Here is a 16,454-nt window from a genome sequence, read left to right on the forward strand (position 1 = left end):
GGTGTACTCAGTTCTGGTGGGACTGGTAGTGGGCGACCGCGTCGGACGTGCGTCCGGCTCCGTACACCCGGAGGAACTCTGCCAGTTCCGGGTGGGTCGGGGCGAGGGTGTCCGCCGCGTCGATGATGTCCCCGGCCGCGGACACCGAGCGGAGCAGCGACTGGATCTCGCGCACCACGCGCTTCACCGTGGGCGCACCGCCCGAAGTGGTCGTCGACTGCGTGGTGTTGCTGAGCACCGAGCCCCCCTGAGACTTCTTGATCTCGTCCATGCGTTCGGTGGCCTCGGCGGCGCTGACACTGCCGTCCGCGACCTGACCTGCGAGATCCTGCAGCAGCTGCACGCGCTGGACCACCGCGGGATTGCCGATCTTGGCGCGCTGGCCGCTCATCAGCTGAGACAGCATGGGCGCGGACAGGCCGAGCACCCCCGCCAGACGGGCCTGGTTGAGACCCAGGTCATCTATGAGCCTACGGAAGAGCGCCCCCAGCGGCTCCCCGTACCAGTTCCGCTGCAGCTCCCGGGCTCTCGCGGTTGCTTCCTGCTGTGCGGCGTCCATGCGCGTCTCCCCATCGCTTCCCCAAGTACCGTGGTTCGCTGTAGCGAACCACGTCGAGCATCTTACGGAGAGTGGTCGTGCACGGGGACCCCCAATCTTTTTGCGGGATACCCGGGGTGACCCGGTAGTCTGGTCTGCGGTGGCAGCGCGGAGGGAGATCTTTCCGGTGTCTGCCTTCCTTTCGGGGCCTTAGCTCAGTTGGTAGAGCGCTGTCTTTGCATGGCAGATGTCAGGGGTTCGACTCCCCTAGGCTCCACGAGAAGAACCCCCTCGGACCGGCTTTACGCAGGTCGGAGGGGGTTTTCTCATGTGGTGGAGTGGGGGAACCGGTGGAGTGCCGGCCCTCTCGGGGGCTGTGGGGGACCGGCCGTCGCTCCGTCCGCGGTGCTGCTCGTGGTGCCGGGTGCATCGCCCGTGAAGAATTTTGATCTCACGCGGTTTCGCCGTGATCCCGCTCCGGGCCGGCCTCTTCAACGGGTCCGGGACGAAAGGGAATTGGCCGCCCGCCGTGACGTGACGTGGCCTCATCAACCTTCAAGGTGCACGTTTTCCGGGGCGCAGACACTCCATTGGGTCATGTGCGGTGACGTGCGTCACAGGGTTTTCGTTGCGATCTTTGCAGTTGTTTGCGCAAAGCATTGCCCGGGGGGAAGGGTGTGCGATCGCCGTTCAGGGGGTCCGGGTGACGTGAGGGTGGCATGCAGGAGTCGTGAAGGCATGTGTGAGCTGCTGTGAACGAAGGTGCGTAACCAGAACGCTGCGCTCCGTTAGTCGGATCGGCGCGAATGTTGCACAGTCGGTCGGTTGCAAACGTCATCGTGGTTCGAGGACGTAAACAGCGCCTGTTTCACGTGAAACATGGCTGTAGGGCAGCAGACTTGAAGCCTCCTGCCCTACAGCTCTTCACTCTGTCCGACCTCGACGTGCTCGGTCTCGACATGTCCGGTCCCGGCGTCGCGCACCGCAGGCGTGCCGGACGCGTCAGCCGCGCTCGGTGCGGTCCGCTGCCTCCGCCTCGGCCTGCTTGGCCTGGACCTCGGGGTCGAGGTCTTCCTGGCCGCTGCCGTCGACCGAGGTCAGCCGGCCGGTCTCCGGGACCTCGGTGGCGGCGGGCGGTTCGACCAGCCAGTCCGGGTTGGCCTGCTTGTCCCACCACTTCCAGGCGGCGAAGGCGCCACCGGCCAGGAGGCCGAGCACGGCCAGCCTCTTGGCGAGACGACCGTTCCTGGCGCGCCGCTCGTGCTTGCGGACCAGCTTCTCGACCTCCTTGGCCGAGACCTGGCCACGCAGAGCTGCCAGCGCCGCCGTGCTTCGGGATGCGGCCTCCTCGCGGACGGGTCCGGCCGCGGCCCTCGCATGCTCGATCCGCGGGCGGGAGTACTCCGCCGCCTGCCGAGCGGCCTTGCGCGTACGAACAGCGGCCTCGTGCGCGGCGTGGTCGACCTTCGGCGGCACATGTGTACGCGCCTGCTCGATACGTGGTGCGAGATGAGCGGCGTACTGGGTGCGTGCCTGTTCGGCGGCTGTGACGGCGGTGGACGACACCTTGGGCGCGAGCTTCACACGGGCTTCATGCGCGTAGTGGGTGGCTCGGTCCTTTGTCGTGTCGGCGTAGGGCGCCACCACTTCCGCGGCGTGCCGCACGCTGTCCTTCGCCGACTCGGCTGCCGCGCGCACGCTGTCCTTGCGGGTCACGGGATCCTCCTCCTCGGTGGCGTACATGGGGGCTCGGGGGCCGTCCCCCGGAAAGTCACAGTTCGCCTTTCCACCCTTATCCGGATCATGCCTGCCGGAGCGCTTCGGGGCATGTGAGGGCAGGCATCCGGGTCATGAAAGGTGACTCCGGGTGTACTTGGTGCAATAACCGATCAATATGGTGCAACAGGAGTCTGCGACGACAATGCCACGGATCCCCGGTCCGCGCGCCTGTTTGGTGCGAAGCGGCTGAACCGGTGTGTACGGCGGTGACGCAAGACTGGCGGCGCGGTCCGTGCGAGGATCGGAGCGTCACAAAGGACAACGGAAGGCAGATCGTGGCCGAGCAGCTTTACGCCACCCTGAAGACCAATCACGGCGACATCGAAGTGCGGCTCCTGCCGAACCACGCGCCCAAAACGGTCCGGAACTTCGTGGAACTCGCCAAGGGCGAGCGTGAGTGGACCAACCCGGCCACGGGTGTGAAGACGACGGACAAGCTCTACGACGGCACGGTCTTCCACCGCGTGATCAGCGGCTTCATGATCCAGGGCGGCGACCCGCTGGGCAACGGCACCGGCGGACCCGGCTACGAGTTCGAGGACGAGTTCCACCCGGATCTCGCCTTCGACAAGCCGTACCTGCTGGCCATGGCGAACGCCGGCCCGGGCACCAACGGCTCGCAGTTCTTCATCACCGTCTCGCCGACGGCCTGGCTGACCCGCAAGCACACCATCTTCGGTGAGGTCACCGAGGGAGCCAGCCAGAAGATCGTGGACGCCATCGTCTCGCTGCCGACGAACCCGCGTACCGACCGTCCTGTCAACGACGTCGTCATCGAGTCGGTCGTCGTGGAGACCCGCTGACCCGGCAGTCGTGACCTGCTGTCGGTGAGCCCCCTCCGGCCCGGTGCCGGAGGGCTCCCGCAGGGAACCAAACGCCCCGCCCGTCCGTAAGGATGAGCGGGGCGGTTCGTTGCGTACCCAGTGCGTACAGAAGGATGAGGGGAACCCGATGGATCAGGTGCCAGGCAGCCCGCAGGGACCGCAGGGTGCCCCGAGTCTGCCCACCTGCTACCGGCATCCGGACCGGGAGACCGGCATCAGCTGCACCCGGTGCGAGCGCCCGATCTGTCCCGAGTGCATGATCAACGCCTCGGTCGGCTTCCAGTGCCCGGAGTGCGTACGGGAGGGTTCCGGCACCGGGCACGCGCCCGGGGCGTCCCAGCCCCGCACCCTCGCGGGCGGCACGGTCACCTCGGACCCCCGGCTCCTCACCAAGATCCTCGTCGGGCTCAATCTCGCCGTCTATCTGGTCCAGCTCTCCGTGGGCGACCGCTTCACCGACAGCTTCGACCTGATCGGCCGGGCGTTCGTGCCGGTCCTCGGCGATGTCGAGGGTGTCGCGGAGGGCCAGTGGTACCGGATGGTCACGGCGATGTTCCTGCACGGGAGCTATATCCACATCGCCTTCAACATGCTCAGCCTGTGGTGGATCGGCGGCCCCCTGGAGGCGGCGCTCGGCCGCGCCCGCTATCTCGCCCTGTACGTGACGTCCGGCCTCGCGGGCAGCGCGCTCACGTATCTGATCGCCGAGCCGAACCAGCCCTCGCTCGGCGCCTCCGGAGCGATCTTCGGTCTCTTCGGCGCGACCGCCATCCTGATGCGGCGGCTCAACTACGACATGCGCCCGGTCATCGCCCTGCTGGTGATCAACCTGATCTTCACCTTCGGGTGGAGCAACATCGCCTGGGAAGCCCACATCGGCGGTCTCGTCGGTGGTGTCCTCATCGGCTACGCGATGGTGCATGCGCCCCGGGAACGACGAGCGCTCATCCAGTACGGCGCGTGTGCGCTGGTACTGCTCGCGGTTGTGGTCATGACACTCATCAGGACTGGTCAGCTCACCTGAGCGTCCACGTTGTCCACAGACCGTGGCGGATCTTGTGCATGCTGTGGGGGAACAAGTGTGCCCCCTGTCGCTGACCTGGGTTTCCCCAGGCAGGACAGGGGGCGAACATGCTTCCGGATCCCAGTAGGTCAGTCACACCGGCGTCAACATGACGGCAGTCCCGAGAGGGTTATCCACAGATCTTCTGACCTTTTCCCCACTGTGGAAATCGCTGTGGATAACTCAGTGGACAACTTGGGCCAGGGCTTGCGGACAAGGGCTCGCACAGACTCCGTGCAAGCCCTCGGTACTCCGGGTGGGAGTTACTTCCACTGGGTGGAGACGCCGAATCCCGCCGCGATGAAGCCGAAGCCGACCACGATGTTCCAGTTGCCCAGAGAGTCGATCGGCAGCGAGCCGTCCGTCACGTAGAACACGACGATCCAGGCGAGGCCGATGAGGAACATGGCCAGCATGACCGGGGCGACCCAGGCACGGCTGTTCAGCTTGATGTTGGTCGCCTGCTTCGCCGGCGGCGGCGTGTAGTCGGCCTTCTTGCGGATACGTGACTTCGGCACGAGGGTCTCTCCTGTCGATGCGCTGCGTGGCCGCGCAGGGAACGTGGGCTGCCGAAGCAGCGTACAAGGGGACTCCCAGGACCTGTCCTAGTGCTCCCCCGGGCGTCCGTTAGCGTAGTGCTTCCGCGGCGCCGAAGGAGATAAGGGTACGTTGAGCAATTCTGCCGACTCTCCCCGGCCGGGTTCCGGCCCCGACCGTATCCGGCGATTCCGGCCGGTGCGGTTGCTGACCATGGCCGTCTTCGCACTGGCCGGGCTGATCTTCTTCACCAGCTTCGACACGGCCAACGGCACCAACATCCGTACCGACGCCTCGCTGCTCAAGCTCTCCGACCTCATCCAGGAGCGCAGCCACAAGAACGGACAGCTCGACGAGAGCAACGGTTCGCTGCGCGACGACGTCGAGACCCTCGCCGAGCGGGACAACGGCAGCACCGCGGCGGAGGCGGCCAAGCTCGCCGCCCTGGAGAAGCACGCGGGTACCCAGAAGCTCAAGGGCGAGGCCCTCACCGTCACGCTCAACGACGCGCCCCCGAACGCGACGGCCAAGCTCCCCGGCTACCCCGAGCCGCAGCCCGACTACCTGGTCATCCACCAGCAGGACCTGCAGGCCGTGGTCAACGCCCTGTGGCAGGGCGGTGCCAAGGGCATCAAGGTCATGGACCAGCGGCTGATCTCCACCAGCGCCGTCCGCTGCGTCGGCAACACCCTGATCCTCCAGGGCCGCGTCTACTCGCCCCCGTACAAGGTCCAGGCGATCGGTGACCCGGAGAAGCTCCAGAAGTCCCTCTCGGCGTCCCCGGCGATCCAGAACTACATGGTGTACGTCAATGTCTACGGGCTCGGCTGGAAGGTCGAGGAGGACGGGACGCGCACCATGCCCGGCTACACGGGCACGGTGGACCTCCACTACGCGAAGCCCGTGGAGTAGCGGGGCGGCGGATCCGATGTCCAAGACTTCCCAAGGTCCCGTGCGGCGGGGGCCGTTGGGGTAGAAGGCTGTGGAGAACGGGAACAGCTGCCGCTGGGGGACCTTGTGTCGGTGCGAATCGTCGTCAGGACGTTCAGCGAGCTGTGCATCACGGTCGGCACGGTGATCGTGCTCTTCGTGGTCTACGTGCTGTTCTGGACGGGTGTGAAGGCCGACACCGCGATGGACGACCAGATCGAGCAGCTGCAGGAACAGTGGGCGAAAAGCTCCGCAGCGGCCGAGCCCGGCGGATCGACCACTACGGAGAGCCCGGACAAGGCTCCGGAGAAGCCCGCCGCGTACCAGGACGGGCGGCCGTTCGCCGTCATGTACATCCCCAGGCTTGGTTTCACGTGGAACAAGCCCGTGCTCGAAGGCACGAAGACGAAGACGCTCAAGAAGGGCCTGGGCCACTACGCGAACACCGCGCAGCTCGGGCAGCGGGGCAATTTCGCCGTCGCCGGCCACCGCCGGACGTACGGGGACCCGTTCAAGGACTTCCCCCGGCTGCGCCCCGGGGACCCGGTGGTGCTGACCGACGGCACGTCCTGGTTCACGTACCGCATCGACACCAAGCCCTATCGGACGCTGCCGAGTGACACAGCAGTCATCGACCCCGTCCCGAGGAAGTCCGGGTACACGCGAGAGGGCCGTTATCTGACGCTGACCACGTGCGACCCCGAATGGGGCCACAGCCACCGGTTGATCGTCTGGGCACACCTTGACGAAACCCAGCCCGTGGAGGCTGGGAAACCGGAGGCTCTGCGCCGTTAGTCTGAGTGGGTACGGCGTGAGTCTGGTGCCGTGGTGCGACGGAAGGGACGGCATGTACGGCTTTATCTGGCGGCTTCTGCCGGGGAACACGTGGATCAAGGCACTGCTCTCGATCGTGCTGGTCCTCGCGGTGGTCTACGTGCTCTTCCAGTACGTCTTCCCGTGGGCCGAACCGCTGCTCCCCTTCAACGATGTGACGGTGGACAACCAGTGACCGCGCGGATCCTCGTCGTCGACAACTACGACAGCTTCGTCTACAACCTGGTCCAGTACCTCTACCAGCTCGGCGCCGAGTGCGAGGTGCTGCGCAACGACGAGGTGGCGATGGCGCACGCGCAGGACGGGTTCGACGGCGTGCTGCTGTCGCCCGGACCGGGCACGCCCGAGGAGGCCGGGGTCTGCGTCGACATGGTCCGGCACTGCGCCGCGACCGGGGTCCCCGTCTTCGGGGTCTGCCTCGGGATGCAGTCGATGCAGGTGGCGTACGGCGGGGTGGTGGACCGCGCCCCCGAGCTGCTGCACGGCAAGACCTCGCTCGTCGAGCACGCGGGCCGGGGCGTGTTCGCCGGACTGCCCTCGCCCTTCACCGCCACGCGCTACCACTCGCTGGCCGCCGAGCCGGGGACCGTGCCGGCCGACCTTGAGGTCACGGCCCGTACCCACGACGGGATCATCATGGGTCTCAGACATCGCGAACTCCCGGTCGAGGGAGTGCAGTTCCACCCCGAGTCCGTGCTGACCGAACACGGTCACCGCATGCTGGCCAACTGGCTGGCCGAGTGCGGCGACCAGGGAGCCGTGGCCAGGTCGGCGGGGCTCGCCCCGGTGGTGGGCAGGGTCACGGCGTGACCGCGCTGCGCCCCGAGCGCGACAGTGCCGCCCCGTACGGCGAGGACGCCGGGTACGGGAGCGCTGCGGCGTTCGAGGCGCCGGGTGCCGGCGGCGCCATGCGGGCCGCCGTGGACGGGCTGGCGGACCCGCTCAGCGATCCCCTGCCGGGCCGACGGCAGCCCGCGGCGCCGGAGCAGGGGTGGTACGACCCGCAGACGTACGCACCGGACTGGAGCGTCGGGCAGAACGCCCAGAGCACCTCGACGTACGCGGATCCGGCGGGCCGTGGGCAGGCGGAGCCCGCGCACGGCTATTCGGCACCGGCCGCGCCGCAACAGCCGTACGCGGCACCCCAGGCACACGCGCACACTCAGCAGCCCTACGCGCAGCAGCCCCAGCCCCAGCAGGCGTACGGGCAGGCGCAGTCGGGGTACCCCGGCTACCAGGAGCCGCGGCCGCAGTACGGCGAGGCGTACGCGCCCGCCGCCCCGGTCGCGCCCGCCGCCCAGCCGCTGCCGGACGCCCAGCCCTACACACCGTCGTACGAGCCTTCTCCGTCCGCCGAAGAGACCGTCGCCCTGCGCGTCGCCGACATCGGGTCCATAGCGAGCCGTCAGAAGCCCTCAGCGGCCTCTGAGGGCCCCGTGGCGGCTCCGGGGCCCTCGGGGGCCCCGGGAGGCCGCGCGGCCCGGCGCAAGGCCTCCAGGCGCCACGGACGGCACGGCGGGGCCGACACCGGCGGGATGCACGAGGAGCAGACGGAGGCCGACGCGGCCGACGCGCCCGTCTCGCGCGCGGCGGCCCGGCGCGCGGCGAAGGCGCGCAAGCCCGGGGCGGCCGTGATGGCGAGCCGCGCGATCGGCGAGGTGTTCATCACCACCGGTGTACTGATGCTGCTGTTCGTGACCTACCAGCTGTACTGGACGAACATACGGGCCCACGCGCAGGCCGACAGCGAGGCCAGCAGCCTCCAGGACGACTGGGCGAGCGGCAAGGGCGCTCCGGGCACGTTCGAGCCGGGGCAGGGCTTCGCCCTGCTGCACATCCCCAAGCTCGACGTCGTCGTCCCGATCGCCGAGGGCACCGACAAGAAGCGGGTCCTGGACCGCGGCATGGTGGGCCACTACGCCGAGGACGGCGTGAAGACCGCGATGCCGGACGCCAAGAAGGGCAACTTCGGGCTCGCGGGCCACCGCAACACCCACGGCGAACCGTTCCGCTACATCAACCGTCTCAAGCCGGGCGACGCGATCGTCGTGGAGACGCAGAACAAGTACTTCGTCTACAAGATGGCCTCGATCCTGCCGGTGACGCCACCGAGCAACACGTCTGTCCTGGACGCGGTTCCCAAGGGATCGACCTTCAAGTCGGCGGGCCGCTACATCACTCTCACCACCTGCACCCCGGAATTCACCAGTAAGTACCGGATGATCGTCTGGGGCACGATGGTCGAGGAACGATCGCGCGACAAGGGCAAACCGGACGAACTCGTCGGCTGACCGCGCGGGCACCCTCCTGAACACCTTTCTGAACATCTGAACAGCTCTCTGAGACACCAGACGGGGAAAACGCAGTGGCAGCGACGACCGACCACGAAGAGCACACGGACGCGCCGGCGTCCCCGCCCGCGCCGCGGCGCCGCGGCGGCGGCCCGATCGCGACGGCCGTCAGCGTCCTGGGCGAACTCCTCATCACGGCGGGCCTGGTCCTCGGCCTGTTCGTCGTCTACTCCCTGTGGTGGACGAACGTGATCGCGGACCGCGAGGCCGACAAGCAGGGCGACAAGGTGCGCGACCACTGGGCCGAGGACCGCGGTCCGGTCGGCCTGGACACCAAGGACGGCATCGGCTTCCTGCACGTCCCGGCGATGAAGAACGGCGAGGTGCTGGTCAAGAAGGGCACCGCCACGAAGCTGCTCAACAACGGCATCGCCGGCTACTACACGAACCCCGTCAAGTCCGCGCTCCCGCAGGACGAGAAGGGCAATTTCTCGCTGGCCGCCCACCGTGACGGGCACGGCGCGAAGTTCCACAACATCGACAAGCTCAAGAAGGGCGACGCGATCGTCTTCGAGACCAAGGACGACTGGTACGTCTACAAGGTCTACGCGACGCTTCCGGAGACGTCGAAGTACAACGTCAACGTCCTCGGGGCGGTCCCCAAGGAGTCGGGGAAGGCGAAGGCGGGCCGCTACATCACGCTGACGACCTGCACGCCGGTCTACACGTCCCGCTACCGGTACGTGGTCTGGGGCGAGCTGGACCGCGTGGAGAAGGTCGACGACGAACGGACGCCCCCGGCGGAGCTGCGCTGACGGCTCCCGTAGGAGCCCCCGTACGACGAAGAGGCCCTGGCCCCCCTGTGAGGGGGGCCAGGGCCTCTTCGTGCGGTCGGTGCGGTTGCCGGGCGTCAGCCCGAGCCGCCTCCGAGGAAGCCGCCGCCGTTGCCGCCGCCGTTGTTCCCGCCGCCGGTGTCGACCGTGACGAGGTTGACCTTGTCGCCGGCCTTCACCTCGTTGCCCTGACCGGGGTCGCTGGCGAGGACGATGGCGTTGTCGTCCTGCGATCCGTTGACGTTGCCGAGCTGGAGCTGACTCTGCGAGAGGACCTGCTTCGCCTGCGCGAGGGTCATCTGGGTCACCTTCGGCATGGCGAACTTCTGCGGCTCCTCTTCCTGCTTCTTCTTGCCGATCTGGATGGTGACCGTCGACCCCGGGTCGGCCGGCGAGCCCGCCTGCGGCGAGGTCGCGACGACCTTGCCGACCAGGTTGTCGTCGTCGGTCTCCACCTCTGTGCAGGTACCCGTCAGATCGTTCTGTTCCATCTGGGCCTTGGCCTGGTCACAGCTCTGACCGCCGACGTCGGGAACGGTGGACTGTTCCTTCTCCTTGGCGACGGTGAGCGTGATCGTGGAGCCCTTCTCGACCTCTTCGCCCGAGGACGGGTCCTGGTCGAGGACGGTGCCGGGGTCCTCGCTGGACTCCTTGCTCTCCGTCTTGACCTCGAACTCGTACTTATCGCTCTCAAGCTTCTTGGTCGCGGCGTCCACGGAGTCGTCGATGACGTTGGGAACCGCCACCTTCGGCGCCCCCGTCGACACCGTCAGGGTGATCGTGTCGCCCTTCTTGACCTGGGTCTTCGCGGCCGGGCTCTGGTCGCAGACGCTGCCCTTGACCGTGTTCTCGCACGGCTTGCGGTTGATCGTGAGTTCGAGCTCGCGATTGGTCGCCTGCTGTTTGGCGTCGGCCTCGGTCCGGTTCACGAAGTTCGGCGCGTCGAACGTGTTGTTCCCGCTGCCGCCGTCCCCGGTGAACGCCCACTTGCCGATGAGGATCGCGCCGATCAGCACGAGCACACCGGCGACGACCAGGAGGATCGTCGAGGTGTTGCTCTTCTTCTGCTGGCGGCGCCGGCCGGCCCGGTCGTCGTAGCCGAAGGCCCCGTCGTCCGGGTTCTGCGGAGGCAGCATCGTGGTGTGCTGGCCGTCCGAGGAGCGCAGGGCGGTGGTCGGCTGGTCGTCCGGGTAGCCGCCGTAGCCGACCGAGCCCATGGCGGCGGTGGCCGCGACCGGCTGGCCGTCGAGGCAGGCCTCGATGTCCATCCGCATCTCGTCGGCGGACTGGTAGCGGTAGTCCGGGTCCTTGGTCAGCGCCTTCAGGACGATGGCGTCCATCTCGGGCGTGATCTCGGGGTCGAAGACGCTCGGCGGCTGCGGCTCCTCGCGCACGTGTTGGTACGCGACCGCCACCGGGGAGTCCCCGATGAACGGCGGGCGCACCGTCAGGAGCTCGTACAGCAGACAACCCGCCGAGTACAGGTCGGAGCGGGCGTCGACCGGCTCGCCCTTCGCCTGCTCCGGAGAGAGGTACTGCGCGGTCCCTATGACCGCCGCGGTCTGCGTCATCGTCATACCGGAGTCGCCCATCGCGCGGGCGATGCCGAAGTCCATGACCTTGACCTGGCCGTTGCGCGTCAGCATGACGTTCGCGGGCTTGATGTCGCGGTGCACGATGCCGGCGCGGTGCGAGTACTCAAGGGCCTGGAGGATGCCGATGGTCATCTCCAGGGTGCGCTCGGGCAGCAGCTTGCGCCCGGAGTGCAGCAGTTCGCGCAGCGTGGACCCGTCGACGTACTCCATCACGATGTACGGGATGGAGATGCCCTCGATGTAGTCCTCACCCGTGTCGTACACGGCGACGATCGCGGGATGGTTGAGCGAGGCGGCCGACTGGGCCTCCCGGCGGAACCGGGCCTGGAACGACGGGTCGCGCGCGAGGTCCGCTCGCAGCGTCTTCACCGCTACCGTGCGGCCGAGCCGGGTGTCATGGGCGAGGTGTACCTCCGCCATGCCACCACGGCCGAGCACGTGGCCCAGCTCGTACCGGCCGCCGAGGCGACGCGGCTCTTCCATAGCTACCTACCAGCCTTTTCCGACGGTCCCGACCACACCACGTGTGGTCCGGCGGTGTGCTGTCCGGGCATACCGTACCCGGACCGCCTTGACTGACCTGGCCACAACCGTCACCCGATACAGGACCGGTATCGCAACGTGCACCGATGTGAAGGGGACGTGAGCGGGGTCACTTCTTGCTGTCGATGACTGCCTTCATCACGTCCCTCGCGATCGGAGCGGCGAGACCACCGCCGGAGATGTCGTCACGGTTGGCGCTCTCGTCCTCGACCACCACGGCGACGGCGACCGGAGAGCTGCCGTCGTCGAGCTTCGCGTACGAGATGAACCAGGCGTACGGGTTCTCGCTGTTGTCGACACCGCGCTGGGCGGTACCGGTCTTGCCGCCGACGGTGACGCCGCTCTCGTTGATCTGGGCGTTGGTGCCGGTGCCCTTCTCGACGACCGTCTCCATGATCGACTGAAGGATCTGGGCGTTCTTCTCGGACAGCGGCTCGCTCATCTTCTCCGGGTCGGTCTGCTCGATGACGTCGAGGCTCGGCGCCTGGAGCTTGTCGACCATGTACGGCTTCATGAGCGTGCCGTCGTTGGCGACGGCCGAGGCGACCATCGCCATCTGCAGCGGAGTCGTGGCGGTCTCGAACTGGCCGATCGAGCTGAGCGCGGTCTGCGGCCGGTCCATCTTCTCGGGGAAGTTGGAGGCGCTGGAGCGGATCGGCACGAACTGCTCCTCGTTGAAGCCGAACTTCTTCGCCGTCTCCAACATGTCCTCCTTGCCGACGTCGACGCCGAGCTTGCCGAAGACGGTGTTGCAGGACACGCGCAGCGCCTCGCGCAGCGTCGCGTTCTTGCAGGGGATGTTCCCCTCGTTCTTCAGCTCGGTGGTGGTGTCCGGCAGGGTGTACGGAAGAGGAGAGTCGGTTTTCTCATCCGCGCTGTCGACGATCCCGTGCTCCAGCGCCGCCGCGGCCGTGACCACCTTGAACGTCGACCCGGGCGGGTAGATCTCGCGCAGCGCCCTGTTCTGCATCGGGTCGTCGGGGTTGTTCTTCTTCTGCAGCTTGTTCCAGGCGTTTCCGTCGACCTTGGTGGAGTTCCCGGCGAACGTCGAGGGGTCGTACGAGGGGGTGGAGGCCAGTGCCAGGATCGCGCCGGTCTCCGGGTCGATCGCGGCGACGGCGCCCTTGCCCTGCTTCAGCAGCCCCTTGTACGCGGCCTTCTGCGCGGCGGCGTTGAGCGTGGTGACGACATTGCCGCCCGCCTGCTTCTTGCCGGTGATCATGTCGAGCGTGCGGCGGAAGAAGAGCCGGTCGTCGTTGCCGGTGAGGATCCCGTCCTCGATGCTCTCCAGCTGCGTGGCACCGAAGGCCTGCGAGGCGTAGCCCGTGACGGGGGCCCACATCGCGCCGTCCTTGTAGGTGCGCTTGTACTCGAAGTCGTTGAAGTCGTCGCCGTTCGTCTTGGCGGACCCGGTGATCGGTTCGCCGTCGACGATGATGTCGCCGCGCGGTGTGGCGTAGCGCGCGATGGCGACGCGGCGGTTCTTCGTGTCGTCCTTCAGCGAGTCGGCCTGGACGTACTGGATCCAGTTGTCGCGGATGAGCAGGGCGAGCACGAGGAGCCCGCAGAAGATCGCGATCCGGCGCAGGGGCTTGTTCACGGTCGGACCACCTGGGTCATCTCGGCGTCGGGGTTGGGTGCGGGGGCCGGCGCGGGCCGGCGGGCGGTGTCGCTGATGCGGATCAGGATGCCGACGAGGGCCCAGTTGGCGATGACGGACGAACCTCCGTACGCCAGGAACGGCATCGTCATACCGGTGAGCGGGATCAGGCCCATGACGCCGCCGGCGACCACGAAGACCTGGAGGGCGAAGGCGCCCGAGAGACCGATGGCGAGCAGCTTGCCGAAGGGGTCGCGGGCGGCGAGGGCGGTGCGTACGCCGCGTTCCACGATCAGGCCGTACATCAGCAGGATCGCCATCACGCCGGCCAGGCCCAGCTCCTCGCCGAAGGTGGCGAGGATGAAGTCGGAGTTGGCGGCGAAGCCGATGAGGTCGGAGTTGCCCTGGCCGAGGCCGGTGCCGAGGGTGCCGCCGGAGCCGAAGGCCCACAGCGCCTGCATGGACTGCTCGGTGTGGCCGATGACGCCCTGCTGGCTGAGCTCGTACTCGTGCATCGGGTCGAGCCAGGCCTGGACGCGCTGCTGGACGTGCGACTCGAAGGAGGCCACGCCGACGGCGCCCGCCGCGGACATCAGCATGCCGAACACGATCCAGCTGGTCCGCTCGGTGGCGACGTACAGCATGATCACGAACATGCCGAAGAAGAGCAGCGAGGTACCGAGGTCGGTCTCGAAGACCAGGATCAGGATGGAGATGATCCAGACGACGATGATCGGGCCCAGGTCGCGTCCGCGCGGCAGGTAGATGCCCATGAAGCGGCGGCTGGCCAGGGCGAGCGCGTCGCGTTTCACCATGAGATAGCCGGCGAAGAAGATCGCGAGGACGATCTTCGCGAACTCACCGGGCTGGATGGTGAATCCGGCGATCGAGATCCAGATCCTGGCGCCGAAGACGTTCAGGCCGAGGCCCGGGACCAGCGGCAGGAGGAGCAGGATCAGCGCGCCGACCATGGAGATGTAGGTGTAGCGCTGCAGGACGCGGTGGTCCTTGAGGAACACCAGTACGACCACGAAGAGGGCCACGCCCAGCGCGGAGTACAGCAGCTGGCGGGGGGCCGCCTCGACGAACGTACTGCTCGCCTGCAGCCGCTTGGACTGGTCCAGGCGCCAGATGACGACCAGACCGATGCCGTTCAGCAGCGTCGCCAGCGGCAGCAGCAGCGGGTCCGCGTACGGCGCGAACTTTCGTACGACGACATGGCCGACGGCCGCGAGCAGGCCGAGGCCGAGCCCGTAGCTCAACAGGCCCGGCGGCACCGAGTCATTGATGGCCAGCCCGACGTTGGCGTAGGCGAACACCGGGATGAGCACGGCGAACACGAGCAGCGCGAGCTCGGTGTTGCGCCGGCTCGGTGTGCCGATCGAGCCGATCGTGGACGTGTGGTGCGTCGACGTGTTGGAAGTACTGCTCATCGTGTGACAGGGCCCCTCACGGCTGCTTACTGCTTACCGCACAGCGAGACCAGCTTCTGCTCTTCGTCGGAGAGGCTGGGGCCGGGTGTCGGAGTGGGTGCGGTCGTGGACTTGGACGGGTCGGGCGACGGGCTCGACGAGGTCGCCGTCGGCGTCGGTGTGGCCTTGGACGCGGCGGAGTTGCGAGTGGTTCCCGTGACCCCGCCGGCCTCGCCCTCGCCGGTCTTCGCGTTCTGCTTGCTCTCGGCCTCGCGGCGGTCGGCGTCCTTCTTGCACGCGGACGCCTGCGTCTGCAGCTCGTCGATCTTCGACCGGGCGTCGTTCAGCCCGCCCTCGGTGATCGTCGCCTTGACCTGCTTCTGCTGGTACGGCGGCAGGTACTTGAGTTCGATCTCGGGGTGGTCCTTCTCCACCTTCGAGAGCGAGACCCAGGCGAGGTCCTGGCTGATGCCGCGGTACAGCGCGACGTGCTCGTCGTTGGCGCCCACGTAGTACTGCGTCTGCGTCCAGCGGTAACCGCCGTACAGCCCGCCGCCGATGACGCCGAGCGCGAGCACGATGTAGAAGGATCTCTTCAGCCACTTCCGCCCGGAGCGCGGCTTGACGAAGTCCTCGTCGGAGTAGTCGCCGAACCCTCCGGTGGGTACGTAACCGGTGGTGTCGCCGCTTCCGGGCGGGCCGAACTCGCCGCCGCCCTGTCCGGGGACCTGCCGGCCGAGGTTGGAGGCGCGGCCCGCGGGCGTCTGCATGGCGCCGTTGTCGTGCAGCTGGTGCTGGTTCTCGGCGACCGCGCCCACGACGACCGGGGTGTCGGAGAGCTGCCCCGCGAGGGTGTCCCCGCCGTCGATGTCGAGGACGTCGGCCACGATCACGGTGATGTTGTCGGGGCCGCCGCCGCGCAGCGCGAGCTCGATCAGCTGCTGAACGGTCTCCTGGGGGCCCTGGTAGCTGGCGAGGGTGTCCTCCATCGTCTGATGGGAGACGACGCCCGAGAGCCCGTCGGAGCAGATCAGGTACCGGTCGCCGGCGCGGACCTCACGGATGGAGAGATCCGGCTCGACGTGGTCGCCGCTGCCCAGCGCGCGCATGAGGAGCGACCTCTGCGGGTGGGTGGTGGCCTCTTCCTCCGTGATGCGGCCCTCGTCGACGAGGCGCTGCACCCACGTGTGGTCCTGCGTGATCTGCGTGAGCACGCCGTCCCGCAGCAGGTACGCGCGGGAGTCGCCGACGTGCACGAGGCCGAGGCGCTGACCGGTCCACAGGAGGGCGGTGAGGGTCGTCCCCATGCCTTCGAGCTGGGGGTCCTCCTCGACCATCATCCTGAGCTGGTCGTTGGCGCGCTGCACGGCCGTACCGAGCGAGGTGAGGATGTCGGAGCCGGGCACGTCGTCGTCGAGCGCGACGATCGTGGAGATCACCTCGGACGAGGCCACCTCACCGGCGGCCTGGCCGCCCATCCCGTCCGCGATCGCGAGCAGCCGCGGTCCGGCGTAACCGGAGTCCTCGTTGCCCTCTCGGATCATGCCTTTGTGCGATCCGGCGGCGAAGCGCAGTGACAGACTCATGCGCACCTCGCCCGTCGGCTCCGGGTACATCCGCACGGTGCCCACCCTCCGGTCGGGAGCGCGCCGGGGTCCGTCGTGGGGACCGCCGC

15 protein-coding genes and 1 tRNA gene are annotated in these 16,454 nt (G+C 67.9%); 9 read left to right on the forward strand and 7 right to left on the reverse strand.

Annotated elements, in window-relative coordinates; genetic code table 11:
- Positions 1-7 precede the first annotated feature (7 nt).
- Positions 8-559, reverse strand: a complete 552-nt coding sequence (locus J8N05_RS06320) for a helix-turn-helix domain-containing protein (RefSeq protein ID WP_210881469.1) — start codon at positions 557-559, stop codon at positions 8-10.
- A gap of 183 nt (positions 560-742) precedes the next feature.
- Here J8N05_RS06320 and J8N05_RS06325 point away from each other — a divergent pair.
- Positions 743-815 (forward strand) — tRNA-Ala (locus J8N05_RS06325).
- 725 nt (positions 816-1,540) lie between these two features.
- On the opposite strand, the gene J8N05_RS06330 is transcribed toward J8N05_RS06325, so the two are convergent.
- Positions 1,541-2,254 carry a DUF5324 family protein gene (locus tag J8N05_RS06330; protein ID WP_210881470.1) on the reverse strand — a complete coding sequence of 238 codons (714 nt, stop codon included), beginning with the start codon at positions 2,252-2,254 and terminating at the stop codon, positions 1,541-1,543.
- Between the two features lie 338 nt (positions 2,255-2,592).
- On the opposite strand from J8N05_RS06330, the gene J8N05_RS06335 reads away from it, so the two are divergent.
- The gene (locus tag J8N05_RS06335) at positions 2,593-3,120 is read left to right on the forward strand and encodes a peptidylprolyl isomerase (RefSeq protein WP_210881471.1); all 528 of its coding nucleotides are present in this window, start codon (positions 2,593-2,595) and stop codon (positions 3,118-3,120) included.
- Between the two features lie 148 nt (positions 3,121-3,268).
- Complete coding sequence (locus J8N05_RS06340; protein ID WP_210881472.1) at positions 3,269-4,165, forward strand: rhomboid family intramembrane serine protease; 897 nt, start codon at positions 3,269-3,271, stop codon at positions 4,163-4,165.
- Positions 4,166-4,467: 302 nt separating this feature from the next.
- Here J8N05_RS06340 and crgA read toward each other — a convergent pair whose 3' ends face one another.
- Positions 4,468-4,722: a cell division protein CrgA gene (gene crgA / locus J8N05_RS06345; protein WP_055517312.1), complete on the reverse strand. Its 255-nt coding sequence runs from the start codon at positions 4,720-4,722 to the stop codon at positions 4,468-4,470.
- A gap of 151 nt (positions 4,723-4,873) precedes the next feature.
- On the opposite strand from crgA, the gene J8N05_RS06350 reads away from it, so the two are divergent.
- The 6 genes from J8N05_RS06350 to J8N05_RS06375 all read left to right on the forward strand — a co-directional run bounded on the left by J8N05_RS06350 (position 4,874) and on the right by J8N05_RS06375 (position 9,611).
- Positions 4,874-5,653 (forward strand): DUF881 domain-containing protein, encoded by a 780-nt coding sequence (locus J8N05_RS06350; RefSeq protein ID WP_210881473.1) that lies wholly within the window; start codon positions 4,874-4,876, stop codon positions 5,651-5,653.
- A 105-nt stretch (positions 5,654-5,758) separates the two neighbouring features.
- Positions 5,759-6,466, forward strand: coding sequence for a class E sortase (locus tag J8N05_RS06355; protein ID WP_210881474.1), 708 nt, complete (start codon positions 5,759-5,761; stop codon positions 6,464-6,466).
- Positions 6,467-6,518: 52 nt separating this feature from the next.
- On the forward strand, positions 6,519-6,680 hold the full coding sequence (locus J8N05_RS06360) for a hypothetical protein (protein ID WP_210881475.1): 162 nt from the start codon (positions 6,519-6,521) through the stop codon (positions 6,678-6,680).
- A complete protein-coding gene (locus J8N05_RS06365; RefSeq protein WP_210881476.1) occupies positions 6,677-7,315 on the forward strand; it encodes an aminodeoxychorismate/anthranilate synthase component II in 639 nt (212 codons plus the stop codon). The genes J8N05_RS06360 and J8N05_RS06365 overlap by 4 nt, the downstream gene beginning before the upstream one ends.
- Positions 7,312-8,796, forward strand: coding sequence for a class E sortase (locus J8N05_RS06370; RefSeq protein ID WP_210881477.1), 1,485 nt, complete (start codon positions 7,312-7,314; stop codon positions 8,794-8,796). The genes J8N05_RS06365 and J8N05_RS06370 overlap by 4 nt, the downstream gene beginning before the upstream one ends.
- A gap of 74 nt (positions 8,797-8,870) precedes the next feature.
- The gene (locus J8N05_RS06375; RefSeq protein WP_210881478.1) at positions 8,871-9,611 is read left to right on the forward strand and encodes a class E sortase; all 741 of its coding nucleotides are present in this window, start codon (positions 8,871-8,873) and stop codon (positions 9,609-9,611) included.
- A gap of 95 nt (positions 9,612-9,706) precedes the next feature.
- Here the strand turns inward: J8N05_RS06375 and pknB are convergent, their stop codons facing one another.
- From pknB to J8N05_RS06395, 4 genes are all read right to left on the reverse strand, one after another.
- Complete coding sequence (gene pknB, locus J8N05_RS06380; RefSeq protein ID WP_210881479.1) at positions 9,707-11,707, reverse strand: Stk1 family PASTA domain-containing Ser/Thr kinase; 2,001 nt, start codon at positions 11,705-11,707, stop codon at positions 9,707-9,709.
- Positions 11,708-11,876: 169 nt separating this feature from the next.
- Positions 11,877-13,367, reverse strand: coding sequence for a peptidoglycan D,D-transpeptidase FtsI family protein (locus J8N05_RS06385; RefSeq protein ID WP_210881480.1), 1,491 nt, complete (start codon positions 13,365-13,367; stop codon positions 11,877-11,879).
- Complete coding sequence (locus J8N05_RS06390; protein WP_210881481.1) at positions 13,364-14,800, reverse strand: FtsW/RodA/SpoVE family cell cycle protein; 1,437 nt, start codon at positions 14,798-14,800, stop codon at positions 13,364-13,366. Before J8N05_RS06390 ends, J8N05_RS06385 begins: the two co-directional genes overlap by 4 nt.
- 26 nt (positions 14,801-14,826) lie before the next feature.
- The gene (locus J8N05_RS06395) at positions 14,827-16,395 is read right to left on the reverse strand and encodes a Stp1/IreP family PP2C-type Ser/Thr phosphatase (RefSeq protein ID WP_247706675.1); all 1,569 of its coding nucleotides are present in this window, start codon (positions 16,393-16,395) and stop codon (positions 14,827-14,829) included.
- Positions 16,396-16,454 lie beyond the last annotated feature (59 nt).

It is taken from the genome of Streptomyces liliiviolaceus (assembly GCF_018070025.1).
Lineage (GTDB): Bacteria > Actinomycetota > Actinomycetes > Streptomycetales > Streptomycetaceae > Streptomyces > Streptomyces liliiviolaceus.